The sequence below is a fragment of the Paracoccus denitrificans genome, from assembly GCF_900100045.1.
Taxonomy (GTDB): domain Bacteria; phylum Pseudomonadota; class Alphaproteobacteria; order Rhodobacterales; family Rhodobacteraceae; genus Paracoccus; species Paracoccus denitrificans.
On the sequence record NZ_FNEA01000014.1, the window covers coordinates 1 to 25,261 of the forward strand.

At 64.5% G+C, this 25,261-nt stretch carries 39 protein-coding genes; 38 read left to right on the plus strand and 1 reads right to left on the minus strand.

Annotation, left to right across the window (positions count from 1 at the left end):
- Positions 1 to 199 (plus strand): EF-Tu C-terminal domain-related protein (locus tag BLT64_RS13470; protein WP_496559547.1); only part of this gene is annotated, 199 nt, incomplete at its 5' end.
- Positions 200 to 382: 183 nt separating this feature from the next.
- Here the strand turns inward: BLT64_RS13470 and BLT64_RS13475 are convergent.
- Positions 383 to 1,183, minus strand: a complete 801-nt coding sequence (locus BLT64_RS13475; protein WP_011747100.1) for a hypothetical protein — start codon at positions 1,181 to 1,183, stop codon at positions 383 to 385.
- A gap of 263 nt (positions 1,184 to 1,446) precedes the next feature.
- Here BLT64_RS13475 and rpsJ point away from each other — a divergent pair, with 263 nt between their 5' ends.
- The 37 genes from rpsJ to BLT64_RS13660 all read left to right on the plus strand — a co-directional run bounded on the left by rpsJ (position 1,447) and on the right by BLT64_RS13660 (position 25,260).
- Positions 1,447 to 1,755 carry a 30S ribosomal protein S10 gene (gene rpsJ, locus BLT64_RS13480; RefSeq protein ID WP_010400227.1) on the plus strand — a complete coding sequence of 103 codons (309 nt, stop codon included), beginning with the start codon at positions 1,447 to 1,449 and terminating at the stop codon, positions 1,753 to 1,755.
- 10 nt (positions 1,756 to 1,765) lie between these two features.
- Positions 1,766 to 2,503 (plus strand): 50S ribosomal protein L3, encoded by a 738-nt coding sequence (gene rplC / locus BLT64_RS13485; RefSeq protein WP_011747101.1) that lies wholly within the window; start codon positions 1,766 to 1,768, stop codon positions 2,501 to 2,503.
- Positions 2,503 to 3,123 carry a 50S ribosomal protein L4 gene (gene rplD, locus BLT64_RS13490; protein ID WP_011747102.1) on the plus strand — a complete coding sequence of 207 codons (621 nt, stop codon included), beginning with the start codon at positions 2,503 to 2,505 and terminating at the stop codon, positions 3,121 to 3,123. Before rplC ends, rplD begins: the two co-directional genes overlap by 1 nt.
- The gene (locus BLT64_RS13495) at positions 3,120 to 3,416 is read left to right on the plus strand and encodes a 50S ribosomal protein L23 (RefSeq protein WP_011747103.1); all 297 of its coding nucleotides are present in this window, start codon (positions 3,120 to 3,122) and stop codon (positions 3,414 to 3,416) included. The genes rplD and BLT64_RS13495 overlap by 4 nt, the downstream gene beginning before the upstream one ends.
- Positions 3,417 to 3,511: 95 nt before the next feature.
- Positions 3,512 to 4,351, plus strand: coding sequence for a 50S ribosomal protein L2 (rplB, locus tag BLT64_RS13500; protein ID WP_011747104.1), 840 nt, complete (start codon positions 3,512 to 3,514; stop codon positions 4,349 to 4,351).
- A gap of 3 nt (positions 4,352 to 4,354) precedes the next feature.
- Positions 4,355 to 4,633: a 30S ribosomal protein S19 gene (rpsS, locus tag BLT64_RS13505; RefSeq protein ID WP_010400236.1), complete on the plus strand. Its 279-nt coding sequence runs from the start codon at positions 4,355 to 4,357 to the stop codon at positions 4,631 to 4,633.
- A 5-nt stretch (positions 4,634 to 4,638) separates the two neighbouring features.
- On the plus strand, positions 4,639 to 5,019 hold the full coding sequence (rplV, locus tag BLT64_RS13510) for a 50S ribosomal protein L22 (protein ID WP_011747105.1): 381 nt from the start codon (positions 4,639 to 4,641) through the stop codon (positions 5,017 to 5,019).
- Positions 5,019 to 5,741, plus strand: a complete 723-nt coding sequence (gene rpsC / locus BLT64_RS13515; RefSeq protein ID WP_011747106.1) for a 30S ribosomal protein S3 — start codon at positions 5,019 to 5,021, stop codon at positions 5,739 to 5,741. Before rplV ends, rpsC begins: the two co-directional genes overlap by 1 nt.
- A 12-nt stretch (positions 5,742 to 5,753) precedes the next feature.
- Complete coding sequence (gene rplP, locus BLT64_RS13520) at positions 5,754 to 6,167, plus strand: 50S ribosomal protein L16 (RefSeq protein WP_011747107.1); 414 nt, start codon at positions 5,754 to 5,756, stop codon at positions 6,165 to 6,167.
- Positions 6,168 to 6,356: 189 nt separating this feature from the next.
- Positions 6,357 to 6,563 carry a 50S ribosomal protein L29 gene (gene rpmC / locus BLT64_RS13525; RefSeq protein WP_041529773.1) on the plus strand — a complete coding sequence of 69 codons (207 nt, stop codon included), beginning with the start codon at positions 6,357 to 6,359 and terminating at the stop codon, positions 6,561 to 6,563.
- 12 nt (positions 6,564 to 6,575) lie between these two features.
- Positions 6,576 to 6,824: a 30S ribosomal protein S17 gene (rpsQ, locus tag BLT64_RS13530; RefSeq protein WP_011747109.1), complete on the plus strand. Its 249-nt coding sequence runs from the start codon at positions 6,576 to 6,578 to the stop codon at positions 6,822 to 6,824.
- Between the two features lie 63 nt (positions 6,825 to 6,887).
- On the plus strand, positions 6,888 to 7,256 hold the full coding sequence (gene rplN, locus BLT64_RS13535) for a 50S ribosomal protein L14 (protein ID WP_010400243.1): 369 nt from the start codon (positions 6,888 to 6,890) through the stop codon (positions 7,254 to 7,256).
- Positions 7,256 to 7,561 carry a 50S ribosomal protein L24 gene (gene rplX, locus BLT64_RS13540; protein WP_011747110.1) on the plus strand — a complete coding sequence of 102 codons (306 nt, stop codon included), beginning with the start codon at positions 7,256 to 7,258 and terminating at the stop codon, positions 7,559 to 7,561. The genes rplN and rplX overlap by 1 nt, the downstream gene beginning before the upstream one ends.
- The gene (gene rplE, locus BLT64_RS13545; protein ID WP_011747111.1) at positions 7,561 to 8,121 is read left to right on the plus strand and encodes a 50S ribosomal protein L5; all 561 of its coding nucleotides are present in this window, start codon (positions 7,561 to 7,563) and stop codon (positions 8,119 to 8,121) included. The genes rplX and rplE overlap by 1 nt, the downstream gene beginning before the upstream one ends.
- Positions 8,122 to 8,139: 18 nt before the next feature.
- Positions 8,140 to 8,445 carry a 30S ribosomal protein S14 gene (rpsN, locus tag BLT64_RS13550; RefSeq protein WP_011747112.1) on the plus strand — a complete coding sequence of 102 codons (306 nt, stop codon included), beginning with the start codon at positions 8,140 to 8,142 and terminating at the stop codon, positions 8,443 to 8,445.
- Between the two features lie 9 nt (positions 8,446 to 8,454).
- A complete protein-coding gene (gene rpsH, locus BLT64_RS13555; protein WP_011747113.1) occupies positions 8,455 to 8,853 on the plus strand; it encodes a 30S ribosomal protein S8 in 399 nt (132 codons plus the stop codon).
- An 11-nt stretch (positions 8,854 to 8,864) separates the two neighbouring features.
- A complete protein-coding gene (gene rplF / locus BLT64_RS13560) occupies positions 8,865 to 9,398 on the plus strand; it encodes a 50S ribosomal protein L6 (protein ID WP_011747114.1) in 534 nt (177 codons plus the stop codon).
- 11 nt (positions 9,399 to 9,409) lie between these two features.
- Positions 9,410 to 9,769: a 50S ribosomal protein L18 gene (gene rplR, locus BLT64_RS13565; RefSeq protein ID WP_011747115.1), complete on the plus strand. Its 360-nt coding sequence runs from the start codon at positions 9,410 to 9,412 to the stop codon at positions 9,767 to 9,769.
- Between the two features lie 118 nt (positions 9,770 to 9,887).
- Complete coding sequence (gene rpsE, locus BLT64_RS13570) at positions 9,888 to 10,454, plus strand: 30S ribosomal protein S5 (protein WP_011747116.1); 567 nt, start codon at positions 9,888 to 9,890, stop codon at positions 10,452 to 10,454.
- 12 nt (positions 10,455 to 10,466) lie between these two features.
- Entirely contained in the window at positions 10,467 to 10,655 is a 189-nt protein-coding gene (gene rpmD, locus BLT64_RS13575) for a 50S ribosomal protein L30 (protein WP_011747117.1), read from the plus strand.
- Positions 10,656 to 10,784: 129 nt separating this feature from the next.
- Complete coding sequence (locus tag BLT64_RS13580; RefSeq protein ID WP_011747118.1) at positions 10,785 to 11,507, plus strand: hypothetical protein; 723 nt, start codon at positions 10,785 to 10,787, stop codon at positions 11,505 to 11,507.
- Between the two features lie 154 nt (positions 11,508 to 11,661).
- On the plus strand, positions 11,662 to 12,147 hold the full coding sequence (gene rplO / locus BLT64_RS13585) for a 50S ribosomal protein L15 (RefSeq protein ID WP_011747119.1): 486 nt from the start codon (positions 11,662 to 11,664) through the stop codon (positions 12,145 to 12,147).
- 104 nt (positions 12,148 to 12,251) lie between these two features.
- Positions 12,252 to 13,625, plus strand: coding sequence for a preprotein translocase subunit SecY (gene secY, locus BLT64_RS13590; protein ID WP_011747120.1), 1,374 nt, complete (start codon positions 12,252 to 12,254; stop codon positions 13,623 to 13,625).
- Between the two features lie 37 nt (positions 13,626 to 13,662).
- Complete coding sequence (locus tag BLT64_RS13595; RefSeq protein WP_011747121.1) at positions 13,663 to 14,319, plus strand: adenylate kinase; 657 nt, start codon at positions 13,663 to 13,665, stop codon at positions 14,317 to 14,319.
- A gap of 163 nt (positions 14,320 to 14,482) precedes the next feature.
- Complete coding sequence (rpsM, locus tag BLT64_RS13600; RefSeq protein WP_011747122.1) at positions 14,483 to 14,851, plus strand: 30S ribosomal protein S13; 369 nt, start codon at positions 14,483 to 14,485, stop codon at positions 14,849 to 14,851.
- A 12-nt stretch (positions 14,852 to 14,863) separates the two neighbouring features.
- Positions 14,864 to 15,253: a 30S ribosomal protein S11 gene (gene rpsK, locus BLT64_RS13605; RefSeq protein ID WP_011747123.1), complete on the plus strand. Its 390-nt coding sequence runs from the start codon at positions 14,864 to 14,866 to the stop codon at positions 15,251 to 15,253.
- Between the two features lie 119 nt (positions 15,254 to 15,372).
- A complete protein-coding gene (locus BLT64_RS13610; protein WP_011747124.1) occupies positions 15,373 to 16,389 on the plus strand; it encodes a DNA-directed RNA polymerase subunit alpha in 1,017 nt (338 codons plus the stop codon).
- 116 nt (positions 16,390 to 16,505) lie between these two features.
- Entirely contained in the window at positions 16,506 to 16,928 is a 423-nt protein-coding gene (rplQ, locus tag BLT64_RS13615; protein WP_011747125.1) for a 50S ribosomal protein L17, read from the plus strand.
- 349 nt (positions 16,929 to 17,277) lie between these two features.
- A complete protein-coding gene (locus tag BLT64_RS13620) occupies positions 17,278 to 17,889 on the plus strand; it encodes an autoinducer binding domain-containing protein (protein ID WP_011747126.1) in 612 nt (203 codons plus the stop codon).
- A gap of 67 nt (positions 17,890 to 17,956) precedes the next feature.
- Positions 17,957 to 18,547, plus strand: coding sequence for an acyl-homoserine-lactone synthase (locus tag BLT64_RS13625; RefSeq protein ID WP_011747127.1), 591 nt, complete (start codon positions 17,957 to 17,959; stop codon positions 18,545 to 18,547).
- Between the two features lie 61 nt (positions 18,548 to 18,608).
- Positions 18,609 to 19,937: a replication-associated recombination protein A gene (locus BLT64_RS13630; protein WP_011747128.1), complete on the plus strand. Its 1,329-nt coding sequence runs from the start codon at positions 18,609 to 18,611 to the stop codon at positions 19,935 to 19,937.
- Complete coding sequence (crcB, locus tag BLT64_RS13635) at positions 19,934 to 20,308, plus strand: fluoride efflux transporter CrcB (protein WP_011747129.1); 375 nt, start codon at positions 19,934 to 19,936, stop codon at positions 20,306 to 20,308. Before BLT64_RS13630 ends, crcB begins: the two co-directional genes overlap by 4 nt.
- Positions 20,305 to 21,351, plus strand: coding sequence for an RluA family pseudouridine synthase (locus BLT64_RS13640; protein WP_011747130.1), 1,047 nt, complete (start codon positions 20,305 to 20,307; stop codon positions 21,349 to 21,351). Before crcB ends, BLT64_RS13640 begins: the two co-directional genes overlap by 4 nt.
- The gene (locus BLT64_RS13645) at positions 21,348 to 22,010 is read left to right on the plus strand and encodes an HAD-IA family hydrolase (protein ID WP_011747131.1); all 663 of its coding nucleotides are present in this window, start codon (positions 21,348 to 21,350) and stop codon (positions 22,008 to 22,010) included. The genes BLT64_RS13640 and BLT64_RS13645 overlap by 4 nt, the downstream gene beginning before the upstream one ends.
- Complete coding sequence (locus tag BLT64_RS13650) at positions 22,003 to 22,713, plus strand: ATP12 family chaperone protein (RefSeq protein ID WP_011747132.1); 711 nt, start codon at positions 22,003 to 22,005, stop codon at positions 22,711 to 22,713. Before BLT64_RS13645 ends, BLT64_RS13650 begins: the two co-directional genes overlap by 8 nt.
- A gap of 152 nt (positions 22,714 to 22,865) precedes the next feature.
- The gene (locus BLT64_RS13655; RefSeq protein WP_011747133.1) at positions 22,866 to 23,891 is read left to right on the plus strand and encodes an amino acid ABC transporter substrate-binding protein; all 1,026 of its coding nucleotides are present in this window, start codon (positions 22,866 to 22,868) and stop codon (positions 23,889 to 23,891) included.
- Between the two features lie 115 nt (positions 23,892 to 24,006).
- The gene (locus tag BLT64_RS13660; RefSeq protein ID WP_011747134.1) at positions 24,007 to 25,260 is read left to right on the plus strand and encodes an amino acid ABC transporter permease; all 1,254 of its coding nucleotides are present in this window, start codon (positions 24,007 to 24,009) and stop codon (positions 25,258 to 25,260) included.
- Position 25,261 lies beyond the last annotated feature (1 nt).

Below are 25,261 nucleotides of genomic sequence, written 5' to 3' on the forward strand. Positions count from 1 at the left end.
GCAGTTCTACTTCCGGACGACGGACGTGACCGGGACGGTGAAGCTGCCGGAAGGCACCGAGATGGTGATGCCTGGCGACAACCTGAAGTTCGAGGTGGAGCTGATCGCTCCGATCGCGATGGAAGAGAAGCTGCGCTTCGCGATCCGCGAGGGCGGCCGCACGGTCGGCGCCGGCGTGGTGTCGAAGATCCTGAAGTGATCCGTCAGGATCACGGAAGGGTCCCGAGACGCGCTGCAAGCTCCGTGTCGAAGATCCTGAAGTGATCCGTCAGGGGCGGCGGCCCAAGGCCGCGGCCCCGCCGGGGACCATCCGGTGATCCCGCAAGGGATATCGCGATGACAGGGCCGCTCCAAAAGGAGCGGCCCTTGCCGTTGGCAGATCTCAGTCCGGCTCGCCGACGCGATGCATCATCAGGAACCGCTCAAGGCATTCATCGCGGTTCTCGATATAGGGAAAAAGCTGGAAGTGCCGCAACAGCCGCGCCAGTTGGCTGCCCCCATATCCCGTTGGTGCTCTCATCGGCAGTTCGGCAAGAAACAGAGCCACTTTCTCCTGCTTGCTGATGCGCTCCCTCAGTTCCTCCACGATCGCTTCCGCCTCTCGGCCGATATCGCTGTCCTTGCCTCCGGTCCGGATCATGGCGTGCAGCGTTCGGAGCAGGAGTCGGAGACCGGCGCTCCAATCATCGGGGATGAGCCGGCGCACATCGTCTTGCGCCAGTTCGGACGAGGGTTGAAGCTCCGCAATGCTGGCCTCGCCCGGCTTGCCGGCATTCAGGAAACGGTTCCGTAGTTCCCGCAAGCGGGCGATCCTGCGTTCATCCAGTTGCAGGGCCAGTTGCGTTTCCGCGGCGTCCGCCCGGCGCTCCAGCGAGGCCACCTGATCCTTGAGTGCCCGGGCCGCGGTGGAGAGATGATGAAGGGCATCCTTTTGCGCCGCCAGCGACTGCTCCAATGCATGGCGCTGCTTGGCGCCATCAAGCGCTTGATGGCGCAGGCTGAACACCACGCCGATCAGGGTGATGCCGGTAAAGATGGCCGCGGCGGTGGTGAAGGCGCCGGACAGGTCGCTCCAGCCCGAGGCGACGGGCAGTCCGAAAAGCGGGATGACGGTGGTCAGGTATGCGGCGGCAACGACGGCGCAGACCAAAAGGGCAACGAACAAAACAACGACGATCGTCATCTGGACAATTCTCCAGAACAAATGGGTAGGCCGGATGCTGCGCCGCGTGGCGGCAGAGATCAAGGCAAGGAGGCCAGACCCCCTTGACGTGCCGGGCCTGCTCGTGCATGTAGCCGCATCGCTGCCGATCTTTCCAGAATCGGTTGCCTTGTGCCGGGCCGCCATATCATGGGGCGGCCTGCTCTTGTTTATACGGTTCGACGCTGGCGGTGCGTGGTGTGTCGTCAGCCTCTCAACTTGAATTCCCCGCAAGAGGGATGAGAATGCAAAGCCAGAATATCCGCATCCGGTTGAAGGCGTTCGATTACCGCGTCCTGGATGCCAGCACGCAGGAAATCGTGAACACCGCCAAGCGCACCGGCGCGCAGGTCCGCGGCCCGATTCCGCTGCCCAACAAGATCGAGAAATTCACCGTTCTGCGCGGTCCGCATATCGACAAGAAATCCCGCGACCAGTGGGAAATCCGCACGCACAAGCGCCTGCTGGACATCGTCGATCCGACCCCCCAGACCGTTGACGCCCTGATGAAGCTCGACCTCGCCGCCGGCGTGGATGTCGAGATCAAGGTGTAAGGAGGCTATCATGCTGCGGACTGGTGTTATCGCCAAGAAGCTGGGCATGACCCGGCTGTTCCTGGAAGACGGGCGTCAGGTGCCCGTCACCGTTCTGCACGTCGACAACGTGCAGGTCATCGCTCAGCGCACCGCCGAGCAAGACGGCTATGTGGCGCTGCAGCTCGGCGCGGGCGAGGCGAAAGCCAAGCGCACGACCGCCGCGCTGCGTGGCCATTTCGCCAAGGCGAATGTCGCGCCCAAGCGCAAGATCGCGGAATTCCGCGTCTCGCCCGAGAACCTGGTCGAAGTGGGCGAGGAAATCGTCGCCGACCATTACTTCGAAGGCCAGTATGTCGACATCGCCGGCACCTCGATCGGTAAAGGCTTTGCCGGTGCGATGAAGCGGCACAACTTCGGCGGTCTGCGCGCCTCGCACGGCGTGTCGATCAGCCACCGCTCGCACGGCTCGACCGGCCAGTGCCAGGATCCCGGCAAGGTGTTCAAGGGCAAGAAGATGGCGGGTCACCTGGGTGCGGTGCGCGTCACCACCCAGAACCTGCAGGTCGTCAAGACCGATGCCGAGCGTGGCCTGATCATGGTCAAGGGTTCGGTCCCGGGTTCGAAAGGCGGCTGGGTCACCATCAAGGACGCCGTGAAGAAGCCGCTGGCCGAAAGCACCGTTTTCCCGGCTGCGACCCGTTCGAAAGCTGTCCAGGCCGAGGCTGCCGCCCCTGCCGAGGCCGCCGCGCCCGAAGGAGACAACTGATGAAACTCGACGTTATCACGCTCGATGCCGGCAAGGCCGGGGACATCGACCTGAGCGATGACATCTTCGGGCTCGAGCCGCGTGCGGACCTCCTGCATCGCGTCGTGCGCTGGCAGCGTGCGAAGGCGCAGGCGGGCACCCATTCGGTGCTGGGCAAGTCGGATGTCAGCTACTCGACCAAGAAGATCTATCGCCAGAAAGGCACCGGCGGCGCCCGTCACGGCAGCCGCAAGGCTCCGATCTTCCGTCACGGCGGCGTCTACAAGGGCCCGACCCCGCGCTCGCACGCCTTCGACCTGCCCAAGAAGGTCCGCGCGCTCGGCCTGAAGCATGCGCTGTCGGCCAAGGCCGCCGCGGGTGAACTGGTCGTCGTGGACAGCCTGAACATCGCGGAAGCCAAGACCGCGGCCGTCGCCAAGGCGGTCAAGGAAAACGGCTGGAAGCGGGTCCTGGTGATCGACGGCGCCGAGGTGAATGAGAACTTCGCCCGTGCCGCCCGCAACCTGGAAGGCGTCGACGTGCTGCCTTCGATGGGTGCCAACGTCTATGACATCCTGCGCCGGGACACGCTCGTGCTGACCCGCGCCGGTGTCGAAGCTCTGGAGGCTCGCCTGAAATGAGCGTGAAACCCGAACATTACGACGTGATCGTCAAGCCGATCATCACCGAGAAGGCGACGCTGGTTTCCGATGCCAACGCCTATGTCTTCGAAGTGGCCAAGGATTCGAGCAAGCCGGCGATCAAGCAGGCCGTCGAGGCCCTGTTCAACGTCAAGGTGAAGGCGGTCAACACCACCATCACCAAGGGCAAGACCAAGCGTTTCCGCGGCCGCCCCGGCGTCCGTTCGGACGTGAAGAAGGCCTATGTGACGCTGGAAGCTGGCAACAGCATCGACGTCTCGACCGGCCTCTGATAAGAAGCCGACGAATCGACGGCCCCGGCAGCGGGGCCGTCGCCTTTTGACTGAAACGGACCACCTCAGGTCCAAAGCAACGGAAGACAGAAAGCATGGCACTCAAGTCGTATAAGCCGACGACGCCTGGCCAGCGGGGGCTGGTTCTGATCGACCGTTCGGAGCTTTGGAAAGGGCGCCCGGTCAAATCCCTCACCGAGGGGCTGACCAAGAACGGCGGCCGGAACAACACCGGACGGATCACGATGCGCCGCAAGGGCGGCGGGGCGAAGCGTCTCTATCGCATCGTCGATTTCAAACGCACCAAGTTCGATGTTTCGGCGACGGTCGAGCGGATCGAATACGATCCCAACCGCACCGCCTTCATCGCGCTGATCAAATACGAAGACGGCGAGCAGGCCTATATCCTGGCCCCGCAGCGTCTGGCGGTGGGCGACAAGGTGATCGCCGGCGCCAAGGTCGACGTGAAGCCCGGCAACGCCATGCCCTTCAGCGGCATGCCGATCGGCACCATCGTCCACAACGTCGAGCTGAAGCCCGGCAAGGGCGGCCAGATCGCCCGCTCGGCCGGCACCTATGCCCAGTTCGTCGGTCGTGACGGCGGCTATGCCCAGATCCGCCTGTCTTCGGGCGAGCTGCGCCTGGTCCGCCAGGAATGCATGGCTACCATCGGCGCCGTGTCGAACTCGGACCACTCGAACCAGAACTTCGGCAAGGCTGGTCGCAACCGTCACAAGGGCATCCGCCCGAGCGTGCGCGGTGTCGCCATGAACCCGATCGACCACCCGCATGGCGGTGGTGAGGGTCGGACTTCGGGCGGCCGTCACCCGGTCACCCCCTGGGGCAAAGGCACCAAGGGCACCAGGACCCGCTCGAACAAATCGACCGACAAGTATATCTTGCGGTCGCGTCACGCGAAGAAGAAGGGGCGTTGATCCATGGCACGTTCTGTTTGGAAGGGCCCCTTTGTCGACGCCTATGTGCTTCGCAAGGCCGAGAAAGCCCGCGAGTCCGGCAAGTCGGACGTCATCAAGATCTGGTCGCGTCGTTCGACCATCCTGCCGCAATTCGTCGGCCTGACCTTTGGCGTCTATAACGGCCAGAAACACATCCCGGTCTCGGTGACCGAGGAGATGATCGGCCAGAAGTTCGGTGAATATTCGCCGACGCGGACCTATTACGGTCACGCCGCCGACAAGAAAGCGAAAAGGAAGTAAGCGTCATGGGTAAGGAACAGAATCCGCGCCGCGTGGCGGAGAACGAGGCGTTTGCGAAGACCAAGATGCTTCGCACCTCGCCGCAGAAGCTGAACCTGGTTGCGGCGATGATCCGCGGCAAGAAGGTGGACAAGGCCCTGGCCGACCTGACCTTCTCGTCCAAGCGCATTGCGGGCGATGTCAAGAAATGCCTGCAATCGGCCATCGCCAATGCCGAGAACAACCATAACCTCGACGTGGACAACCTGATTGTCGCAGAGGCCTGGGTCGGCAAGAACCTGGTCATGAAGCGTGGCCGTCCGCGCGCCCGTGGTCGTTACGGCAAGATCATGAAGCCGTTTTCGGAAATCACCATCAAGGTGCGTCAGGTCGAGGAGCGCGCGTAATGGGTCAGAAGGTAAACCCCATCGGGATGCGTCTCCAGGTCAACCGCACCTGGGACAGCCGCTGGTATGCGGATGACAAGGACTACGGCAATCTGCTGCTGGAAGACCTGAAGATCCGCGACTTCATCAAGAAGGAAGCGAAGCAGGCCGGCGTCAGCCGCGTCGTGATCGAGCGTCCGCACAAGAAATGCCGCGTGACGATCTATGCCGCGCGCCCGGGTGTCATCATCGGCAAGAAAGGCGCCGATATCGAGACCCTGCGCAAGAAGCTGGCGAACTTCACCGGCTCGGAACTGCACCTCAACATCGTCGAGGTTCGCAAGCCCGAACTGGACGCCCAGCTGGTGGCCGAGTCGATCGCCCAGCAGCTCGAGCGCCGGGTGTCGTTCCGCCGCGCCATGAAGCGTGCGGTGCAGAACGCCATGCGCATGGGTGCCCTGGGCATCCGGGTGAACGTGTCGGGCCGCCTTGGCGGCGCCGAGATCGCCCGCACCGAATGGTATCGCGAGGGCCGGGTGCCGCTGCACACGCTGCGCGCCGACATCGACTATGCGCTGTCGGAGGCCTCGACCCCCTACGGGATCATCGGCGTGAAGGTCTGGATCTTCAAGGGCGAGATCATGGAGCACGATCCGCAGGCCCGCGACCGCCGCGCCACCGAAGCGCAGGACGGCCCGTCGCCCCGCGGCCCGCGCCGTGATCGCGACCGCGACGCGCGCTAAGGAGAAGAAGCAATGCTGCAACCGAAACGGACCAAGTTCCGCAAACAGCACAAGGGCCGCATCCATGGCGAAGCCAAGGGCGGGTTCAACCTGAACTTCGGCTCCTACGCGCTGAAGGCCATCGAACCCGAGCGCGTCACCGCGCGCCAGATCGAAGCTGCCCGCCGTGCGATCACCCGCCACATGAAGCGTCAGGGCCGGGTCTGGATCCGGATTTTCCCGGACGTGCCGGTTTCCTCGAAGCCGACCGAAGTGCGGATGGGTAAGGGCAAGGGTTCGGTGGATTACTGGGCCGCCCGCGTCCATCCCGGCCGGATCATGTTCGAGATCGACGGGGTGAACGACACCATCGCCCGCGAAGCGCTGCGCCTGGGCGCGCAGAAGCTGCCGGTGCTGACCCGCATCGTCGCGCGCGAAGACTGGTAATCGCCACCGCTTCCAGATTGCGCCCCGCCGCGAAAGTGGCGGGGCGCTGCATTTGCGGCGCCTCGGGACAATCGGGGTTGCCAAAAGCCGGGCAAGCCTGTATGGGCAAGCCTTCACATGAAACTCCACCGGAATCAGGGTGGCCCTGCATGGCAGGGGCTCTCCGGTGATGTTGAAAGGAAGAGGCGCATGAAAGCGCAGGAACTGAAAGACAAGACGCCTGATCAGCTGAAAGAACAGCTGCTCGCGCTGAAGAAGGAAGCGTTCAACCTGCGCTTCCAGCAGGCCACCGGCCAGCTCGAATCGACCGCCCGCATGCGCACCGTCCGCCGCGACGTGGCCCGTGTGAAAACCATTCTGAACCAGAAAGCGGCGGAAGCCGCGGCGTCGAACTAAGGAGCCCGGTCCATGCCCAAACGCATCCTGCAAGGCAAGGTCGTCAGCGACAAGAACGAACAGACCGTCACCGTTCTGGTCGAGCGTCGCTTCAAGCATCCGCTGCTGCACAAGACCGTGCGTTCGTCCAAGAAATACCGCGCCCATGACGCGGATAACCAGTTCAAGGTCGGTGACACCGTTCGCATCGTCGAATGCGCGCCGATCTCGAAGACCAAACGCTGGACCGTCCTGACCGAAACTGCTGAAGTTTCGGCCTGAGGCCCAGTTTAATCGATACCCTGGGGCCGGTGCTGCCGGTCCCCAAAGGTCGGGAGTAACCAAATGATCCAGATGCAGACCAATCTGGATGTCGCTGACAACTCCGGCGCACGCCGGGTGCAGTGCATCAAGGTTCTGGGTGGTTCGCACCGTCGCTATGCGTCGGTGGGCGACATCATCGTCGTCTCCGTCAAGGAAGCCATTCCGCGCGGTCGCGTGAAGAAGGGCGACGTCCGCAAGGCCGTCGTCGTGCGCACCGCGAAAGAAGTGAAGCGCGAGGACGGCACCTCGATCCGCTTCGACCGCAACGCCGCCGTCATCCTGAACAACCAGGGCGAACCCGTCGGCACCCGTATCTTCGGGCCGGTCGTGCGCGAGCTGCGGGCCAAGAACTTCATGAAGATCATCTCGCTTGCGCCGGAGGTGCTGTGATGGCTGCGAAGCTCAAGAAGGGCGACAAGGTCGTCGTGCTGACCGGCAAGGACAAGGGCAAGCAGGGCGAGATCTCTGCCGTGTTCCCGAAAGAGAACAAGGCCGTGGTCGATGGCATCAACATCGCCATCCGTCACCAGCGCCAGACCCAGACGAGCCAGGGCGGCCGCGTGGCGAAGGCCATGCCGATCGACCTGTCGAACCTCGCGCTGCTGGACAAGAACGGCAAAGCGACCCGCGTCGGCTTCCGTGAGGAAGACGGCAAGAAGGTCCGTTTCGCCAAGACCACGGGAGACGTGATCTGATGCTGGACCAAGCCACCTATACGCCGCGTCTGAAAGCGCAGTTTCGCGAGACGATCCGCGCCGCGCTGAAAGAAGAGTTCGGCTACAAGAACGACATGCAGATCCCGCGCCTGGACAAGATCGTCCTGAACATGGGCATCGGCGAGGCCGTCAAGGACACCAAGAAGGTCAAGCAGGGCGCCGAGGAGCTTTCGCTGATCGCGGGTCAGAAGGCCGTCATCACCAAGGCCAAGAAGTCGATCGCCGGCTTCCGCGTCCGTGAAGAGATGCCGCTGGGCTGCAAGGTCACCCTGCGCGGCGACCGGATGTATGAGTTCCTGGATCGCCTGATCAACATCGCGCTGCCCCGCGTCCGCGACTTCCGCGGCGTGAAGGGCTCGGCTTTCGACGGCCGCGGCAACTATGCCATGGGCCTGAAGGAGCATATCGTGTTCCCGGAAATCAACTTCGACAAGGTCGACGAAGTTCTGGGGATGGACATCATCATCTGCACCACCGCGCGGACCGACGCGGAAGCGAAGTCGCTGCTGAAGGCATTCAACATGCCGTTCAACAGCTGATCGCGGAGGGAAGAAGATATGGCTAAGAAATCCATGGTCGAGCGCGAGAAGAAGCGCGAACGTCTGGTTCAGAAATACGCCGCCAAGCGCGCCGCGCTGAACGAGATCATTCACGATCAGTCCCTGCCGATGGAAGAGCGCTTCAAGGCCAGCCTGAAACTGGCTGAACTGCCGCGCAACTCTTCGGCCACGCGTCTGCACAACCGGTGCCAACTGACCGGCCGTCCGCACGCGTATTACCGTAAACTGAAACTGTCGCGGATCATGCTGCGCGAGCTCGGCTCGTTCGGCCAGATCCCCGGCATGGTCAAATCGAGCTGGTAAGGGGGCAATATGTCGATGAACGATCCGCTCGGCGATATGCTGACCCGCATCCGCAACGCTCAGATGCGCGGCAAGTCGACCGTCCGTACGCCGGGCTCCAAGCTGCGTGCTTGGGTTTTGGACGTGCTGAAAGCCGAAGGCTACATCCGCGGCTATGAAGAAGTGACGACCGAAGCCGGTCACAAGGAACTGGAAATCAGCCTGAAGTATTACGAAGGCACTCCGGTCATCCGTGAACTGGCCCGCGTGTCCAAGCCTGGCCGCCGCGTCTATGCCGGCGCCAAGGAACTGCCGCAGGTCCGCAACGGCCTCGGCGTCTCCATCGTCTCGACGCCGAAGGGCGTCATGTCTGATGCAGCGGCTCGCAGCGCCAATGTCGGCGGCGAAGTCCTCTGCACCGTGTTCTAAGGAGGGCAGAGATGTCTCGGATTGGTAAAAAGCCGGTCGCCCTCCCCAAGGGCGTGACCGCGGAGATCAAGGGCCAGACCATCGAGGTCAAGGGTCCGAAAGGCACCCGCAGCTTTACTGCGACCGACGACGTGACGCTGGCCATCGAGGAGGGCGCCGTCAAGGTGACCCCGCGCGGCCTGTCGAAACGCGCCCGTCAGCAATGGGGCATGACCCGCTCGATGGTCGAGAACCTGACCGTCGGCGTCAGCGAAGGCTTCAAGAAAGAGCTGGAGATCCAGGGCGTCGGCTACCGCGCCCAGATGCAGGGCAAGACCCTGAAGCTCGCGCTGGGTTATTCGCATGACGTGAACTTCGAAACGCCGGAAGGCGTGACCATCTCGGCTCCGAAACAGACCGAGATCGTGGTGGAAGGCATCGACCAGCAGCTGGTCGGCCAGGTCGCCGCGAACATCCGCGAGTGGCGCCGCCCCGAGCCCTACAAGGGCAAGGGCATCCGCTACAAGGGTGAGGTCGTCTTCCGCAAGGAAGGCAAGAAGAAGTAAGGGGCGCAAAAATGGCACTGAACAAAAGAGAGCTGTTCCAGAAGCGCCGCCTGCGCGTGCGGAACAAGTTGCGGAAGATCTCGGACGGTCGTCCGCGGCTTTCCGTCCACCGTTCTTCCAAGAACATCAGCGTCCAGGTGATCGACGACGTGAAGGGGGTCACCCTGGCCGCTGCCTCGTCGCTCGAGAAGGATCTGGGCGTCGTCGGCAAGAACAACGTCGAAGCGGCGGCCAAGATCGGCGCCGCCATTGCAGAACGCGCGAAGAAGGCTGGCGTCGAAGAGGTGATCTTCGACCGCGGCGGCTTCCTGTTCCACGGCAAGATCAAGGCGCTTGCCGATGCAGCCCGCGAGGGCGGCCTGAAGTTCTGACGATTGCGGGTGGCCATTGCGCCACCCCGATGATCCGGGGGCCGTTCGCTTGGACGGCGGCCCACTTGGATCGGCTTTAACGGCGCGAAGCGCGCGCCAGCGTATGAGGAAATGCCTTATGGCAGAACGTGAACACCGTCGGGGCCGCCGCGAAGAGCGCGAGGAAACCCCGGAATTCGCCGATCGTCTGGTGGCGATCAACCGCGTGTCGAAAACCGTCAAGGGCGGCAAGCGCTTCGGCTTTGCCGCTCTGGTGGTCGTGGGCGACCAGCGTGGCCGCGTCGGCTTCGGCAAGGGCAAGGCCAAGGAAGTGCCCGAGGCGATCCGCAAGGCGACCGAGCAGGCCAAGCGCAGCCTTATCCGCGTGCCGCTGCGCGACGGCCGCACCCTGCACCATGACATCGAGGGGCGTCACGGCGCCGGCAAGGTGATCATGCGCACCGCCGTTCCGGGCACGGGCATCATCGCCGGCGGCCCGATGCGCGCCGTGTTCGAGATGCTGGGCGTCCAGGACGTGGTGGCCAAGTCGCAGGGGTCGCAAAACCCCTACAACATGATCCGCGCCACCATCGACGGCCTCAAGAAGGAAGCCTCGCCCCGCAACGTCGCACAGCGCCGCGGCAAGAAGGTGGCCGAGATCCTGCCGTCCAACGACAAGCCGGCCGAAGCCGCCGTCGAAGCGTAAGGAGACAGGCATATGGCTAAAACCATCGTCGTGAAGCAGATCGGCTCGCCGATCCGTCGTCCGGCCATCCAGCGCGAGACGCTGAAGGGCTTGGGCCTGAACAAGATGAACCGCACCCGCGAGCTGGAAGATACTCCGGCCGTGCGCGGCATGGTCGCCAAGATCCCGCATCTGGCCGTCATCATCGAAGAGCGCGGCTGATTTCAGCCCCTCGCAGGATTTCGGAACGCCCCGGAGAGATCCGGGGCGTTTTGCTTTGCCGAGTTAACGCTTTGCTAACCGTTTCCCTTTAACCAGACGTGAACCGGGGGCGAGGGATGGGGGCGGAACATGCGCGGCATTCTCTGCTGTCTGGCAGCGTTGGTGCTGTCTTCGGGCGCGCTGGCCGGGCCTTGGGCTCGCGATCCCGGCGGCTTCTTCGCTACGCTCTCGGTCGAGCGGGACCGGGCGGGGAACAGCCATGCCAGTGTTTACGGGGAATATGGGCTGAGTGCCCGCAACACGCTCGGATTCGACCTGGGCCACGGTAGTGCCGGGGAAAGCAGCCTGATGCTTTGGTGGCAGCGGGCGCTGTCGGGGAAGGGGCCGAACCGTCGCGCGGTTTCGCTGGGCCTTGGTGCGATCCGTCGCGACGGGCGCTATCACGCGATGGGGCAGTTCGGCACGGCCTGGGGCCGGGGGTTCGACAGCATTCCGCTGCTGCGCCGCATTCCCGGCGGCGGCTGGCTGGTAGTCGAAAGCCGCTCGAAACTCGCCATCGTGAGGCAGGAATACCCCGAGGAGCCGGACGTGATCTACGAGGATCCGACCTATCTGATGCCCCAGACCACGCACAAGCTGGACCTGACGCTGGGCTGGCATGCACGGGACAAGCTGATGCTGGTCAACCAGTTCCGGTTCGAGCAGCGCGACGATACCGGCCTTTCCGGCAAGCTGGCGGTCTCGGCCGTGCGCGATCTGGCCGGCCCGGCGAAGCTGGAACTGGGCGTGATCGCCCCGTTAGCAGGCGAGGGCGAACTGGCGCTGAGACTGGGCAGCTGGCTGGAATTCTGACGCCACCGCCCGCCCGGCCTTGCCAGCTTGACCCCGAGAGGCGCAGCCGGTAGAAGCCGCCGGTGTCCCTTGGGATACTGACGACTCAACAAGCAAGAAATGCCGTGTCCGCCCCCTTCGCTTCATGGGGCGCTTCCGGCCAAGGAGAAGCGATATGAAACTGCATGAACTGCACGACAATCCCGGCGCCAACCGCAAGAAAAAGCGCGTTGCACGCGGCCCCGGCTCGGGCAAAGGCAAGACCGCCGGCCGTGGTATCAAGGGCCAGACCTCGCGTTCGGGCGTGGCGCTGAACGGCTATGAAGGCGGCCAGATGCCGCTTTATCGCCGCCTGCCCAAGCGCGGCTTCTCGAAGCCGAATCGCCTGGAATTCGCGGTGGTGAACCTGGGCCAGCTGCAAGCCTTCGTGGACGCGGGCAAGCTGGACGCGAAAGCCGACGTGACCGAGGATGCTCTGGTCGCCGCAGGCGTCATCCGCCGCAAGCTGGACGGCGTGCGCGTGCTGGCCAAGGGCGAGATCAAGGCTGCGCTGAACCTGTCCGTGGCCGGTGCGTCGAAGGCCGCCGTCGAGGCCATCGAGAAGGCCGGCGGCAAGATCACCGTCAGCCGCCCGGCCAAAGAAGCAGCCGCGGCCGAATAAGCTGTTGAAGGGCGCGCCCGCGCCCCATAGATAGCTGTCAAGTTTTCCAGGCGCCGCGGGATCGGGAAACGATCCGGCGGCGCTGCCACGAAGGGGCACGAAGCATGGCGTCAGCCGCAGAACAGATGGCCGCGAACCTTTCCTGGGGCGCGCTCGGCAAGGCGACCGAGCTGCGCCAGAGAATCTGGTTCACCCTCGGACTTCTCATCATCTACCGCCTCGGCACCTACATCCCGGTGCCCGGCATCGACGGCGCCGCGCTGCGCAACTTCATGGACCAGGCGCAGGCCGGCATCGGCGGCATCCTGTCCATGTTCACCGGCGGCGCGCTGGGACGGATGGGCGTCTTTGCGCTCGGCATCATGCCCTATATCTCGGCCTCCATCATCGTGCAGCTGCTGGCCTCGATGGTCCCGGCGCTGGAGCAGATGAAGAAAGAGGGCGAGCAGGGCCGCAAGAAGATCAACCAGTACACCCGCTACGGCACGGTGGCGCTGGCGCTGTTCCAGGCCTGGGGCCTTGCCGTCAGCCTGGAGCACGGCAACCTCGCGCATGAGCCGGGGATGTTCTTCCGCGCCTCGGTGGTGATCACGCTGGTCGGCGGCACCATGTTCCTGATGTGGCTGGGCGAGCAGATCACCGCCCGCGGCATCGGCAACGGCATCTCGCTGATCATCTTCGTCGGCATCGTGGCCGAGATCCCCGGCCACCTGGCGCAATTCCTGGCCCAGGGCCGTTCGGGCGCCGTCTCGACGCCGGTGATCCTGGGCGTGATGATCATGGTCGCCGCGGTGATCGCCTTCGTGGTGTTCATGGAACGCGCCCTGCGCAAGATCCATATCCAGTATCCGCGCCGCCAGGTCGGGATGAAGGTCTATGACGGCCAGTCGTCGCATCTGCCGATCAAGGTGAACCCGGCGGGGGTGATCCCGGCGATCTTCGCCAGTTCGCTGCTGCTCCTCCCGGTGACGATCTCGACCTTCTCGGGCAACCAGACCGGCCCGATCATGTCGACGGTCCTGGCCTATTTCGGTCCCGGCCAGCCGCTCTACCTGCTGTTCTTCGCGGCGATGATCGTGTTCTTCACCTATTTCTACACATACAACGTCAGCTTCAAGACCGAGGACGTGGCCGAGAACCTGAAGAACCAGGGCGGCTTCATTCCCGGCATCCGCCCGGGCAAGCGGACCGAGGATTACCTGACCTATGTGGTGACCCGGGTGCTGGTGATCGGTTCGGCCTACCTGGCCTTCGTCTGCCTGCTGCCCGAGATCATCCGCGACCAGCTGGCGATCCCCTTCTACTTCGGCGGAACCTCGGTGCTGATCGTGGTCAGCGTCGTCATGGACACGATCAACCAGGTGCAAAGCCACTTGCTCGCCCATCAATACGAAGGTTTGATCGAAAAATCGCAATTGCGCGGCAAGCGTGGCAAGACCGGGGCGGCCAAGCCCCGCAAGGCCCCGGCACGTCGCTGAGGGAAACCCACCATAAGGGTAGGAGAGGGACGACGACATGGCGATCAACATCATTCTGCTGGGCCCGCCCGGCGCAGGCAAGGGCACGCAGGCTCGGCGTCTGATCGACGAGCGCGGTCTCGTCCAGCTCTCGACCGGCGACATGCTGCGCGAGGCGCGCAGCTCGGGAACCGAGATGGGCAAGCGCGTGGCCGAGGTGATGGACCGGGGCGAGCTGGTGACGGACGAGATCGTCATCGGCCTGATCCGCGAAAAGCTGGGGCAGGGCGGCAAGGGTTTCATCTTCGACGGTTTCCCGCGCACGCTGGCGCAGGCCGACGCGCTCCAGGCGCTGATGGCCGAGATGGACCAGCGCATCGACGCCGTGATCGAGATGCGGGTGGATGATGCCGCGCTGGTGTCGCGTATCTCGGGCCGCTTCACCTGCGGCAATTGCGGCGAGGTCTATCACGACGTGACCAAGCCGACGAAGGAGCCGGGCAAATGCGACGTCTGCGGCTCGACCGACCTGCGCCGGCGCGCCGATGACAATGAGGAAAGCCTCAAGACCCGGCTGATGGAATATTACAAGAAGACCTCGCCGCTGATCGGTTACTACTATGTCAAGGGCAACCTGAACCCGGTCGACGGCCTGGCCGAGATCGACGAGGTGGCGGCCCAGGTCGCGAAGGTGATGGACAAGATCCCCGCCTAGGCTTGACCTCGGGCTGCGAATCCCTTAATTCGCAGCATCTCGCAAGAGAATCACCCGGATGTTCCGGGGATCGCTTCAAGGCCCGAAGGCATGGCTTTCGGGTCTTTGGTTGTGAAAAAAGGTTCCGGCGCTACGGAACCGCAACATGGAAAAGGAAAAACGCGTGGCTCGTATTGCTGGCGTCAACATTCCGACCGGGAAACGCGTCCCGATCGCACTGACCTATATCCACGGGATCGGCTCGAAATTCGCCGACGAGATCGTCTCCGCCGTCGGCATCGAGCCGACCCGCCGCGTGAACGAACTGTCGGATGCCGAAGTCCTGCAGATCCGCGAATATATCGACGCGAACCTGACCGTCGAAGGCGACCTGCGCCGCGAGACGCAGATGAACATCAAGCGCCTGATGGACCTGGGGTCCTATCGCGGGCTGCGCCATCGTCGCGGCCTGCCGGTCCGCGGCCAGCGTACCCACACCAATGCCCGCACCCGCAAGGGCCCGGCGAAGCCCATCGCCGGCAAGAAGAAGTAAGGGGGAACGGACATGGCACGCGATAAAACCCGTATCAAGCGCAAGGAACGCAAGAACATCGCCACCGGCGTGGCGCATGTAAACTCGTCCTTCAACAACACCAAGATCCTGATCTCGGACGTGCAGGGCAATGCGATCTCCTGGTCGTCGGCCGGCACCATGGGCTTCAAGGGCTCGCGCAAGTCGACCCCCTATGCTGCGCAGATGGCCGCCGAAGACGCCGGCAAGAAGGCGCAGGAACACGGCGTCCGCACGCTGGAGGTCGAGGTTCAGGGTCCCGGTTCGGGCCGCGAATCGGCGCTGCGTGCGCTGGCCGCCGTCGGCTTCAACATCACGGCGATCCGCGACGTGACCCCGATCGCGCATAACGGCTGCCGCCCGCCGAAACGCCGCCGGGTCTGATCGGTCAAGAATTTGACGCGTTCCGCGCGGGCTTTCCGCGCGGGGCGCGCTTTTCGCATTTCACCTCGGGCGTTTCCGACCATCGGTCATGGGTCGGAAACTGGTATGGAGGCAAACGCATGATCCACAAGAATTGGGCTGAACTGATCAAGCCGACCCAGCTTGAAATCAAGCCGGGCGCCGATTCGTCCCGCGTGGCCACCGTCGTCGCGGAACCGCTGGAACGCGGCTTCGGCCTGACGCTGGGCAATGCGCTGCGCCGGGTGCTGCTGTCCTCGCTTCAGGGCGCGGCCATCACTTCGGTCCAGATCGACAACGTGCTGCACGAGTTCTCGTCCGTCCCCGGCGTGCGCGAGGACGTGACCGACATCGTCCTGAACCTCAAGGGCGTGACGCTGAAGATGGATGTCGATGCGCCCAAGCGCCTGACGCTTTCGGCCAAGGGTCCGGGCGAGGTCAAGGCCGGCGACATCCAGGAATCCGCGGGCATCACCATCCTGAACCGCGACCATGTCATCTGCCATCTCGACGAGGGGGCGGAACTGCACATGGAACTGGCCGTCGCCAACGGCAAGGGCTATGTCGCCGCCGACAAGAACCGTCCCGAGGACGCGCCCATCGGCCTGATCCCGATCGACGCCATCTTCTCGCCGGTCAAGCGCGTCAGCTACGAAGTCACGCCGACCCGCGAGGGACAGGTGCTGGACTATGACAAGCTGACCATGAAGGTCGAGACCGACGGTTCGCTGACCCCGGAAGACGCCGTGGCCTATGCCGCGCGCATCATCCAGGACCAGCTTTCGGTTTTCGTCAACTTCGACGAGCCGGAAACCGCCACCCGCTCGGATGCCGAGGACGGGCTGGAATTCGATCCGCGCCTGCTGAAGAAGGTGGACGAGCTGGAACTGTCGGTGCGTTCGGCGAACTGCCTCAAGAACGACAACATCGTCTATATCGGCGACCTGATCCAGAAGACCGAAGCCGAGATGCTGCGCACTCCGAACTTCGGCCGCAAGTCGCTGAACGAGATCAAGGAAGTGCTGTCCGGCATGGGCTTGCACCTTGGCATGGATGTCGTGGACTGGCCGCCGGAAAACATCGAAGACCTGGCCAAGCGTTTCGACGACCAGTTCTGAACAGGAATACCGGGGACGCCGCCCGCGTCCCCGGAAGATCGGGCATCCCGCCCCAAGGAGAGCGGCCCGCACGCATGGGCTGCCGGACAAAGCAAAAGACGTGAAGGAGAAACATCATGCGTCACGCCCGCGGCTATCGCCGTCTGAACCGCACCCACGAGCACCGCAAGGCGCTTTTCGCCAACATGGCCGGCTCGCTGATCGAGCATGAGCAGATCAAGACCACACTGCCCAAGGCCAAGGAACTGCGCCCCATCGTCGAGAAGCTGATCACGCTGGCCAAGCGCGGCGATCTGCACGCTCGCCGTCAGGCTGCCGCCCAGTTGAAGCAGGACAGCCATGTCGCGAAACTGTTCGACGTGCTCGGCGCCCGCTACAAGGACCGCCAGGGCGGTTATGTTCGCATCATGAAAGCCGGTTTCCGTTATGGCGACATGGCTCCGATGGCGATCATCGAATTCGTCGAGCGCGACACCAGCGCCAAGGGTGCCGCCGACCGCGCTCGCCTGGAAGCCGAATCGGCCGCCGACGAATCGTAAGAAATTCAACCCTTTCTTAGGGTTAAGCGATGGTATGGGCCCGCAGTCGCGTTCGTGGCTGCGGGCTTTTTTGCAACAGTTCGAAACTCTGCCGGTCGCGTTCAGGCTGAGTCGAAAAGATCGTTTTCCATCACTGGTTGTCCTGCGCAGAAGAAAACACACGGGAATTGCAGCGGGTGAGGGCTGCTTGCACTTGGGGGCAAAAGGCGGGTAAAGCTAGTCGTGCCTTCGGGTTGACCCGACGGCATTCCGAAAAACGTCGCTCGCAAGCACGGTATTGCTTGAATACCCTGAGAACCGTGCCATTTTTCCTGGTAACCCGAAGAAAACGCAATCTGTCCAAAAAGTCATGTCGTCTCGCGCGGAAATCAATGCAGCACTCGCCAAGTTGAAAAAGCTTGCTCCGGCAGGCTATTTCATCGGGCTGCACATTCGTTTCGCTGCACCGCTGATGCAGTTCCAGACCTATAACAAGGAATGGGCCCAGCGCTATTCCGAACGGGCCTATGCCTTGCGCGACCCCACCATCGCCTGGGGCTTTTCGACGACCGGGGCCTGCCGCTGGAGCGTGCTGCCGATTCCCGACCCGTTTTCGATTCTTCAGGATGCGGCGGATCACGGCCTGCACTATGGCCTGGTCGTCGCGCATGGGCCGATCAAGTCGCGCACCATCGCAGCATTTGCCCATGACAAGCGGGAATTCACGGATGACGAGATCGACGTGATCTCGGCAACGCTACGACGGCTTCACGAGATCACGGAGCCGCCGGAGAGCCTGACGAAGGCTCAGCAAGAGGCCCTTCGGTGTATCGCAGAGGGGGATCGTCATGCAGCGGCGGCTGCCAAGCTTGGCATAACGGAAAGCGCATTCAAGGCACGTCTCATCTCGGCGCGCGAACGACTCATGGCGCGCACGACGGCCGAGGCGCTGCAACGGGCCAAGGATTACCGCTTGCTGTAATACGGTCCGTCCGCCGTTGCGGTTTACACCTGGGGGCCACCACCACCAAGAACCCCAGGAGAAGACCATGCAGACCACCACACTTTCCTTCGCCAACCTTCACAATCACGGCGAGCTGTTCGCGAATATCTTCCGCGCCCGCAAGCAAAGCTTCATCGTCCAGAAGCGCTGGAACCTGCCCCAGACGGACGACATGGAGTTCGACCAATACGACACCCCGATGAGCCGCTGGGTGGCGATCCATGAAAACGGCCGGGTTCTGGCCGGCGTGCGGCTGACCCCCACCACGGCGCGCTGCGGCATGTATTCCTATATGATCCGCGATGCCCAGCTCGACCTTCTGGGCGGCTCGATCCCGCAGAACCTGCTGGACGAGCCGGCGCCGGTCGAAGCCGGGACCTGGGAGGCCAGCCGGCTGTTCGTCGACCACACGATCCCGCAGCGGGAACGCCGCCGTGTGCATTTCAACCTGGTCGCCGAGATGACCAACTCGGCGCGTGAGCTTGGCGCCTCGCGCCTGGTTTGCCTGGTCGCCTCGACCTGGCCGCGTTGGCTGGTGCCCTGCGGTCTGGACGCACAGGCCATGGGCCCGGTGGTCTGGATCGACGACGGCTATTTCCAATGCGTCTCGATCAACCTGGCGGCCAAGATGCACTGATGGGCCGCTTTGGGTGGAGGGCCTTTCGCGCGTGATGCGGGCGGCGTAACATGTCGCCCGCATGGCAGACCTTTTCGACACCGCGCCCCCTTCGGGCGATCCTGCGCGCCCGGTGGCGCGTCCCTTGGCCGACCGGATCCGTCCGGCCCGGCTGTCCGATGTCGTCGGCCAGGACAAGGTGCTTGGCCCCGACGGCCCGCTGGGCGCCATGCTGGGCGCCGGCAGCCTGTCCTCGCTGATCCTCTGGGGTCCGCCCGGGGTCGGCAAGACCACCATCGCCCGGCTCCTCGCACAGGAGACCGACCTGGCCTTCGTGCAGATCTCGGCGATCTTTTCGGGCGTGCCCGAGTTGCGCAAGGTCTTTGACGCCGCCCGCCTGCGCGGCCAGCAGGGCCGCGGCACTTTGCTTTTCGTCGATGAGATCCACCGCTTCAACAAGGCGCAGCAGGACAGTTTCCTGCCGCATATGGAGGACGGCACCATCACCCTGGTCGGTGCCACCACGGAGAATCCCAGTTTCGAACTGAACGCGGCCCTTTTGTCCCGCGCCCAGGTCATCGTGCTGGAGCGGCTGGGTCTGGCCGATCTGGAGCGTCTGGCGCAACGCGCCGAGCAGGAGTTGGGCCGGGCCCTGCCGCTGACCGCCGAGGCGCGCGACCGGCTTCTGGAGATGGCGGATGGCGACGGCCGCACGGTGCTGAACCTGATCGAGCAGGTCATGGCCTGGAAGGTCAAGGACAAGCTGGACCCCGAACAGCTGGCGCAGCGGCTGATGCGGCGCGTGGCGAAATACGACAAGTCGGGGGATGAGCATTACAACCTGATCTCGGCCTTGCACAAATCGGTGCGCGGCAGCGACCCGGATGCGGCGCTTTACTGGCTGTCGCGCATGCTGGAGGGCGGCGAGGATCCGCGCTATCTGGCCCGCCGCCTGACCCGCATGGCGATCGAGGATATCGGCCTGGCCGACCCGGCGGCGCAGCGCCACTGCCTGGACGCCTGGGCGCTTTACGAACGGCTGGGCAGCCCCGAGGGCGAGCTGGCGCTGGCGCAGGCCACCATCTATCTGGCGCTGGCGCCGAAATCCAACGCCGGCTATGCCGCCTACAAGGCGGCGCGCGATCTGGCGCGGCGTTCGGGCAGCCAGATGCCGCCCAAGCATATCCTGAACGCGCCCACCGGGCTGATGTCGGAACAGGGCTATGGCGCCGGCTATCGTTACGATCACGATGCCGAGGACGCCTTTTCGGGGCAGAACTATTTCCCCGACGGCATGAAGCGCCCGGTCTTCTACCTGCCCGTCGAGCGCGGATTCGAGCGCGACCTGAAAAAGCGCGTTGAATGGTTCGCCGGGCTGCGTCAGAAGCGGCGGACAGAGGACAAAGCATGAAACACACTTTCCTTCAGGTCGCGCTGGGTGGGGCCTTGGGTTCCGCGGCGCGCTATGGGGTCAATATCCTGGCCGGGCGGCTGACCCCCGGCTTTCCGCTGGGCACGCTGAGCGTGAACATCGCCGGCTGCCTGGCCATGGGGCTGCTGGCGGCGTTGCTGGCGCATCGGGGCGGGCAGCATCTGGCGCCTTTCCTGCTGACCGGGATGCTGGGCGGCTTCACCACGTTCTCCGCCTTCGCGCTGGACACCATGACCCTGTGGGAACGGGGCGAGATCGCCACCGCGCTTGGCTATGTGCTGGGCTCGGTCGTGCTGTCGCTGGCGGCGGTGATCGCCGGGCTGACCGTCGGTCGGGGGCTTTTCGCATGAGCGGCGTGCAGACCATCCGCGTCGGCGAGGACGAGGGCGAACAGCGCATCGACCGCTGGCTGAAGAAGCGGTTTCCGCAGCTGACCCAGGGCGCGGTGGAAAAGATGTGCCGCACCGGCCAGCTGCGCGTCGATGGCGGCCGGGTCAAGGCCAATACCCGCATCGAACCCGGGCAGGAGGTGCGCGTGCCGCCGCTGCCCGAGGGCGCGCCGCCGCCCGCCGCGCCGAAAGCGTCGGTGAAGCAATCCGACGCCGAGATGATCCAGTCCTGCGTTCTGTGGCGCGACGAGCATATCATCGCGCTGAACAAGCCGCCTGGCCTGCCCTCGCAGGGCGGCTCGGGGCAGGGCGACCGGCATGTGGACGGGCTGACCACGGCCTTGATGTTCGGCTACAAGGACCGGCCCAAGCTGGTGCATCGGCTGGACAAGGACACTTCGGGCGTGCTGCTGCTGGCGCGCACCGACCGGATCGCGCGCGCGCTCAGCGAGGCGTTCCGCCACCGCCTGACCCGCAAGATCTATTGGGCCGCCGTGGCGGGCGTTCCGCATCCGCGCATGGGCTCGATCAAATACGGGCTCGTGAAGGCGCCGGGCCGGGGCAGGGGCGGCGAGGGCGAAAAGATGATGGCCGTGCATCCCTCGGCCGTCGCTGCGACCGAGGGCGCCAAGCGTGCCCATACCGACTATGCCGTGCTGGATGCCCTGGGCGGCCGGGTCAGCTGGGTGGCCATGGTGCCGGTCACCGGCCGCACCCACCAGCTGCGCGCCCACATGGCCGAGATCGGCCATCCCATCGTCGGCGACGGCAAATACGGCGGCTCGGGGCAAGAGAACCTGGGCGACGGCTGGGGCGCCCAGCTTGGCGGAGAGATCAGCCGCAAGCTGCACCTGCACGCCCGCATGATCCGGTTCGAGCATCCGATCACCAAGAAGCTGATCACCGTCACCGCGCCCTTGCCCGAACACATGAGCCGCACCTGGAAGACGCTGGGCTGGTCGGAGAACGACGTGCCCGAAGACCCCTTTGCCGAGACAGCATGAAACTGGTCATCTTCGACATCGACGGCACGCTGGTCGACAGCCAGCACGAGATCACCCAGGCGATGAACCGGGGCATGAGCGTCGCCGGCCTGCCCGAGATGGAGCCCGCGCGCATCCTGTCCATCGTCGGCCTGTCGCTGCCGGTCGCCGTGGCGCAGCTGTTGCCCGGCGCGGGCCCCGACCTGCATGAGCGCGTCGTGGCCGGCTATCGCGAATCCTTCATCGCCTCGCGCGCGGCGGGGGCGCTGCCGCCGCTTTATCCCGGCGCGCTGGAATGCCTGGACGCGCTGGCCTCGCGGGACGAGGTGCTGTTGGGCATCGCTACCGGCAAGCCGGCGCGGGGGTTGGCGGCGATCCTGGATGCGCATGGGCTGACGCGGCGCTTCATCACCCGGCAATCGGCGGACGGCCATCCGTCCAAGCCGCATCCGGCCATGCTGGAAAGCGCGCTGTCGGAAACCGGCGTGCCGGCCGCGCGCGCGGTCATGGTGGGCGATTCCACCTTCGACATGGAAATGGCGCGGGCGGCCGGCGTGGCCGGCTTCGGCGTCGGCTGGGGCTTTTGCCCGGTCGAGGAACTGCATGCGGCCGGCGCCCATCTGATCGCGCCGGATTATCCCGCGCTGACCCGCGCACTGCTGGAGTGGGCCGATGAGTGAATGGAAGGCGCGCCGTTTCTGGGCATCCGTCGGGATCCACAAGGAAGAGGGCGGCTGGGCCGTTCTGCTGGACGAGCGTCCCCTGCGCACGCCGGGCAAGCAGCCGCTGCGCCTGCCGACCGAGGCGCTGGCGCTGGCCATCGCCGAGGAATGGCAGGCGGTGCAGGAGGTGATCGACCCTAATGCGATGCCGCTGACCCGCTCGGCCAATTCCGCCATCGAGAAGGTGGCGCCGCAATTCGACGCGGTGGCGGCGATGTTGGGCGATTATGGCGGCACGGACCTGCTGTCCTATCGCGCCGACGCGCCCGAGGCGCTGGTGCGCGCCCAGGCCGAGGGCTGGGATCCGCTGATCGACTGGGCGGCGACCGAACTGCGGGCGCCGCTGCGCATCACCCATGGCGTGATCCCGGTGCCGCAGGATCCGGTCGTTCTGCTGAAATTGCGGGCAGAGGTCGCATCGCTCGATCCCTTCGGGCTGACGGCGCTGCACGATCTGGTGACTCTGCCGGGCTCGCTGATCCTGGGGCTGGCGGTGATTCGGGGGCGGATCGACGCGCCGACCGCCCATGCCCTGTCCCGGATTGACGAGGAATTTCAGGCAGAACGCTGGGGCCGGGACGAGGAGGCCGAGGCGCAGGCCGCAAGCCGTCTGGCCGCGATGCGCGATTCTGAGCGGTTCTGGCATCTCACCCGCGGCTGACGGGCGCGTTTTGGTTCTTTCTTGACGCACCGGCCTCCATCGGCACAATGCCGCTTATGGGGGCATAAATGCTCCTTGCTCAAACGGGCTCGCCAACGGGCCTTGCATTGGCTCATTCCTGGACGAGTCCGGGAACAACAGTGGGGAAATCAATGAAGAAATCTGTATTCTTCGGCTCTGTGACGGCGGTCGCGCTGGCGGCCTCGGGTGCCTTGGCCGCAGAAGGCGACACGCTGAAGGAGGTCAAGGCCCGCGGGGTGCTGAACTGCGGCGTGAATACCGGCCTGATCGGCTTCGCCGCCCCTGACGCGAACGGCAACTGGTCCGGCTTCGACGTCGCCTTCTGCAAGGCCATGGCCGCGGCCGTGCTGGGCGATGCGACCAAGATCAAATATGTGCCGACCACCGGCCAGACCCGCTTCACGGCGCTTTCCTCGGGCGAGGTGGACCTTCTGGCCCGCAACTCCACCTGGACCTTCCAGCGCGACACCGACCTCAAGCTCGACTTCATCGGCGTCAACTACTACGACGGCCAGGGCTTCATGGTCCGCAAGGATCTGGGCGTCAGCTCGGCGAAAGAGCTGAACGGCGCCACGATCTGCATCCAGACCGGCACCACGACCGAGCTGAACCTGGCCGATTACTTCAAGGCCAACAACATGGACTACCAGCCGGTCAACATCGACAGCAACGCCGAGGGCGAACAGCAATACATGGCCGGCGCCTGCGATGCCTATACCACCGACGCCTCGGGCCTGGCCGCGACCCGCGCCAGCTTTGCCGACCCGGAAAACCACATCATCCTGCCCGAGATCATCTCGAAAGAGCCCTTGGGCCCGGCGGTGCGCCATGGCGACAACAACTGGGGCGACATCGCGCGCTGGACGCTTTACGCGCTGATCGCCGCCGAGGAATACGGCGTCACCTCGGCCAATATCGACGAGCTGGCGAAATCCTCGCAGAACCCGGAAGTCCAGCGCCTGCTGGGCACCACCGACGATCTGGGCAAGATGATCGGGCTTGACGCCGAATGGGCCAAGCGCGCCATCAAGGCCGGCGGCAACTATGGCGAGATCTTTGCCGCCACCATCGGCGAACAGACCCCGATCGGCCTGGCGCGCGGCCTGAACGCGCAATGGACCCAAGGCGGGCTGATGTATGCGATGCCCTTCCGGTAATCGCATCTGAACAAAGGGTGTGCGGGGGCGCATGTCCCCCCGCGCGCCCCGAATGAAAGCCGGCAAGCCAGAGGCCAAAGGCCCGTCACCCAAGCCGGATACAGGGGGTTAATACATGGTCACCTATACGGGGGCGGACAATCCGCCGTTCCGGTTGTCGATGCTGATCTATGATCGGCGCTACCGCTCGCTGACCCTGCAAGCCATCGTCTTCATCCTGGTGATGCTGGCGGCGAGTTGGCTGATCGACAACACGCTGCGCAACCTGTCCGCCATGGGCAAGACGCTCAGCTTCGATTTCCTTTTCCGCCGCGCGGGATACGACATCCCGCAGCAGCTTATCCCATACAATTCCGACGACACCCATCTGCGCGCTACCGTGATCGGGCTGCTGAACACGCTGCTGGTCTCGATCCTGGGCTGTATCGCCGCGACGATCCTGGGCGTGATCGTGGGCGTGCTGCGGCTGTCCTCGAACTGGCTGATCGCGCGGCTGATGACGGTCTATGTCGAGGTCTTCCGCAACATCCCCCTGCTGTTGTGGATCCTGGTCTGCCTTGCGATCTTTACCGAGGTCATGCCGCCGCCCAACGCCTATCGCGGCGAGAATCCGGCGGCGAACATGATCCTGTTCGACATGATCGCACCCACGAACCGCTATACCGCCATCCCCTCGATCGGCATGACCAACCCGCCCGGCACCATCTCGCTGGGGCGCGAGGGGATCAGCTGGGCGTTCATCGCCTTTGCCGTGGTCATCGCCGCCGCCTGGACCGGCTGGCGCGTGCTGCGCAACTGGGCGCAGCGGGTGCAGGACCGGACCGGCAAGCGGCCGCGGACCTGGTGGATCAGCCTGGCGATGTTCGTCGTCCCGGTGCTGTTCCTGACCTGGTATTTCGGCCTGCATCTGGTTCCGCCGGTGCTGCGCGGCTTCAACTTCGCCGACGGCATCAACCTCGACAACGCCTTCGTGGTGCTGTGGCTGGCACTGACGCTCTATACCGGCGCCTTCATCGCCGAGATCGTGCGCGCCGGTATCCTGGCCGTCAGCCGCGGCCAGACCGAGGCAGCCTTTGCGCTGGGACTGCGCCCGCGCCGCACCATGTCGCTGGTCGTGCTGCCCCAGGCGTTGCGGGTGATCGTGCCCCCGCTGATCTCGCAATACCTGAACCTGACCAAGAACAGTTCGCTTGCCATCGCCGTGGGCTACATGGACCTGCGCGGCACGCTGGGCGGCACCACGCTGAACCAGACCGGGCGCGAGATGGAGGCGATGGTGCTGATGATGGGCATCTATCTGGCGCTCAGCCTGATCATCTCGGCCGGGATGAACATCTTCAACAGCCGCGTCAAGCTGAAGGAGCGGTGAG

Bases quoted from the DNA above. Each gene is read 5' to 3' on its own strand.
- rpsE (WP_011747116.1), top strand. From the start codon at position 9,888: ATGGCAGAACGTGAACACCGTCGGGGCCGCCGCGAAGAGCGCGAGGAA.
- BLT64_RS13610 (WP_011747124.1), top strand. From the start codon at position 15,373: ATGATCCACAAGAATTGGGCTGAACTGATCAAGCCGACCCAGCTTGAA.
- rplE (WP_011747111.1), top strand. From the start codon at position 7,561: ATGCTGGACCAAGCCACCTATACGCCGCGTCTGAAAGCGCAGTTTCGC.
- secY (WP_011747120.1), top strand. From the start codon at position 12,252: ATGGCGTCAGCCGCAGAACAGATGGCCGCGAACCTTTCCTGGGGCGCG.
- rpmD (WP_011747117.1), top strand. From the start codon at position 10,467: ATGGCTAAAACCATCGTCGTGAAGCAGATCGGCTCGCCGATCCGTCGT.
- rplR (WP_011747115.1), top strand. From the start codon at position 9,410: ATGGCACTGAACAAAAGAGAGCTGTTCCAGAAGCGCCGCCTGCGCGTG.
- rplB (WP_011747104.1), top strand. From the start codon at position 3,512: ATGGCACTCAAGTCGTATAAGCCGACGACGCCTGGCCAGCGGGGGCTG.
- crcB (WP_011747129.1), top strand. From the start codon at position 19,934: ATGAAACACACTTTCCTTCAGGTCGCGCTGGGTGGGGCCTTGGGTTCC.
- rplF (WP_011747114.1), top strand. From the start codon at position 8,865: ATGTCTCGGATTGGTAAAAAGCCGGTCGCCCTCCCCAAGGGCGTGACC.
- BLT64_RS13645 (WP_011747131.1), top strand. From the start codon at position 21,348: ATGAAACTGGTCATCTTCGACATCGACGGCACGCTGGTCGACAGCCAG.
- rplO (WP_011747119.1), top strand. From the start codon at position 11,662: ATGAAACTGCATGAACTGCACGACAATCCCGGCGCCAACCGCAAGAAA.
- BLT64_RS13660 (WP_011747134.1), top strand. From the start codon at position 24,007: ATGGTCACCTATACGGGGGCGGACAATCCGCCGTTCCGGTTGTCGATG.
- rplP (WP_011747107.1), top strand. From the start codon at position 5,754: ATGCTGCAACCGAAACGGACCAAGTTCCGCAAACAGCACAAGGGCCGC.
- rpsJ (WP_010400227.1), top strand. From the start codon at position 1,447: ATGCAAAGCCAGAATATCCGCATCCGGTTGAAGGCGTTCGATTACCGC.
- BLT64_RS13580 (WP_011747118.1), top strand. From the start codon at position 10,785: ATGCGCGGCATTCTCTGCTGTCTGGCAGCGTTGGTGCTGTCTTCGGGC.
- rpsN (WP_011747112.1), top strand. From the start codon at position 8,140: ATGGCTAAGAAATCCATGGTCGAGCGCGAGAAGAAGCGCGAACGTCTG.
- rpsQ (WP_011747109.1), top strand. From the start codon at position 6,576: ATGCCCAAACGCATCCTGCAAGGCAAGGTCGTCAGCGACAAGAACGAA.
- rplV (WP_011747105.1), top strand. From the start codon at position 4,639: ATGGGTAAGGAACAGAATCCGCGCCGCGTGGCGGAGAACGAGGCGTTT.
- BLT64_RS13595 (WP_011747121.1), top strand. From the start codon at position 13,663: ATGGCGATCAACATCATTCTGCTGGGCCCGCCCGGCGCAGGCAAGGGC.
- BLT64_RS13640 (WP_011747130.1), top strand. From the start codon at position 20,305: ATGAGCGGCGTGCAGACCATCCGCGTCGGCGAGGACGAGGGCGAACAG.
- rplN (WP_010400243.1), top strand. From the start codon at position 6,888: ATGATCCAGATGCAGACCAATCTGGATGTCGCTGACAACTCCGGCGCA.
- rpsC (WP_011747106.1), top strand. From the start codon at position 5,019: ATGGGTCAGAAGGTAAACCCCATCGGGATGCGTCTCCAGGTCAACCGC.
- rplQ (WP_011747125.1), top strand. From the start codon at position 16,506: ATGCGTCACGCCCGCGGCTATCGCCGTCTGAACCGCACCCACGAGCAC.
- BLT64_RS13495 (WP_011747103.1), top strand. From the start codon at position 3,120: ATGAGCGTGAAACCCGAACATTACGACGTGATCGTCAAGCCGATCATC.
- BLT64_RS13625 (WP_011747127.1), top strand. From the start codon at position 17,957: ATGCAGACCACCACACTTTCCTTCGCCAACCTTCACAATCACGGCGAG.
- BLT64_RS13655 (WP_011747133.1), top strand. From the start codon at position 22,866: ATGAAGAAATCTGTATTCTTCGGCTCTGTGACGGCGGTCGCGCTGGCG.
- rpsS (WP_010400236.1), top strand. From the start codon at position 4,355: ATGGCACGTTCTGTTTGGAAGGGCCCCTTTGTCGACGCCTATGTGCTT.
- BLT64_RS13620 (WP_011747126.1), top strand. From the start codon at position 17,278: ATGTCGTCTCGCGCGGAAATCAATGCAGCACTCGCCAAGTTGAAAAAG.
- rplC (WP_011747101.1), top strand. From the start codon at position 1,766: ATGCTGCGGACTGGTGTTATCGCCAAGAAGCTGGGCATGACCCGGCTG.
- rpsK (WP_011747123.1), top strand. From the start codon at position 14,864: ATGGCACGCGATAAAACCCGTATCAAGCGCAAGGAACGCAAGAACATC.
- BLT64_RS13630 (WP_011747128.1), top strand. From the start codon at position 18,609: ATGGCAGACCTTTTCGACACCGCGCCCCCTTCGGGCGATCCTGCGCGC.
- rplX (WP_011747110.1), top strand. From the start codon at position 7,256: ATGGCTGCGAAGCTCAAGAAGGGCGACAAGGTCGTCGTGCTGACCGGC.
- rplD (WP_011747102.1), top strand. From the start codon at position 2,503: ATGAAACTCGACGTTATCACGCTCGATGCCGGCAAGGCCGGGGACATC.
- BLT64_RS13650 (WP_011747132.1), top strand. From the start codon at position 22,003: ATGAGTGAATGGAAGGCGCGCCGTTTCTGGGCATCCGTCGGGATCCAC.
- rpmC (WP_041529773.1), top strand. From the start codon at position 6,357: ATGAAAGCGCAGGAACTGAAAGACAAGACGCCTGATCAGCTGAAAGAA.
- rpsH (WP_011747113.1), top strand. From the start codon at position 8,455: ATGTCGATGAACGATCCGCTCGGCGATATGCTGACCCGCATCCGCAAC.
- BLT64_RS13475 (WP_011747100.1), bottom strand. From the start codon at position 1,183: ATGACGATCGTCGTTGTTTTGTTCGTTGCCCTTTTGGTCTGCGCCGTC.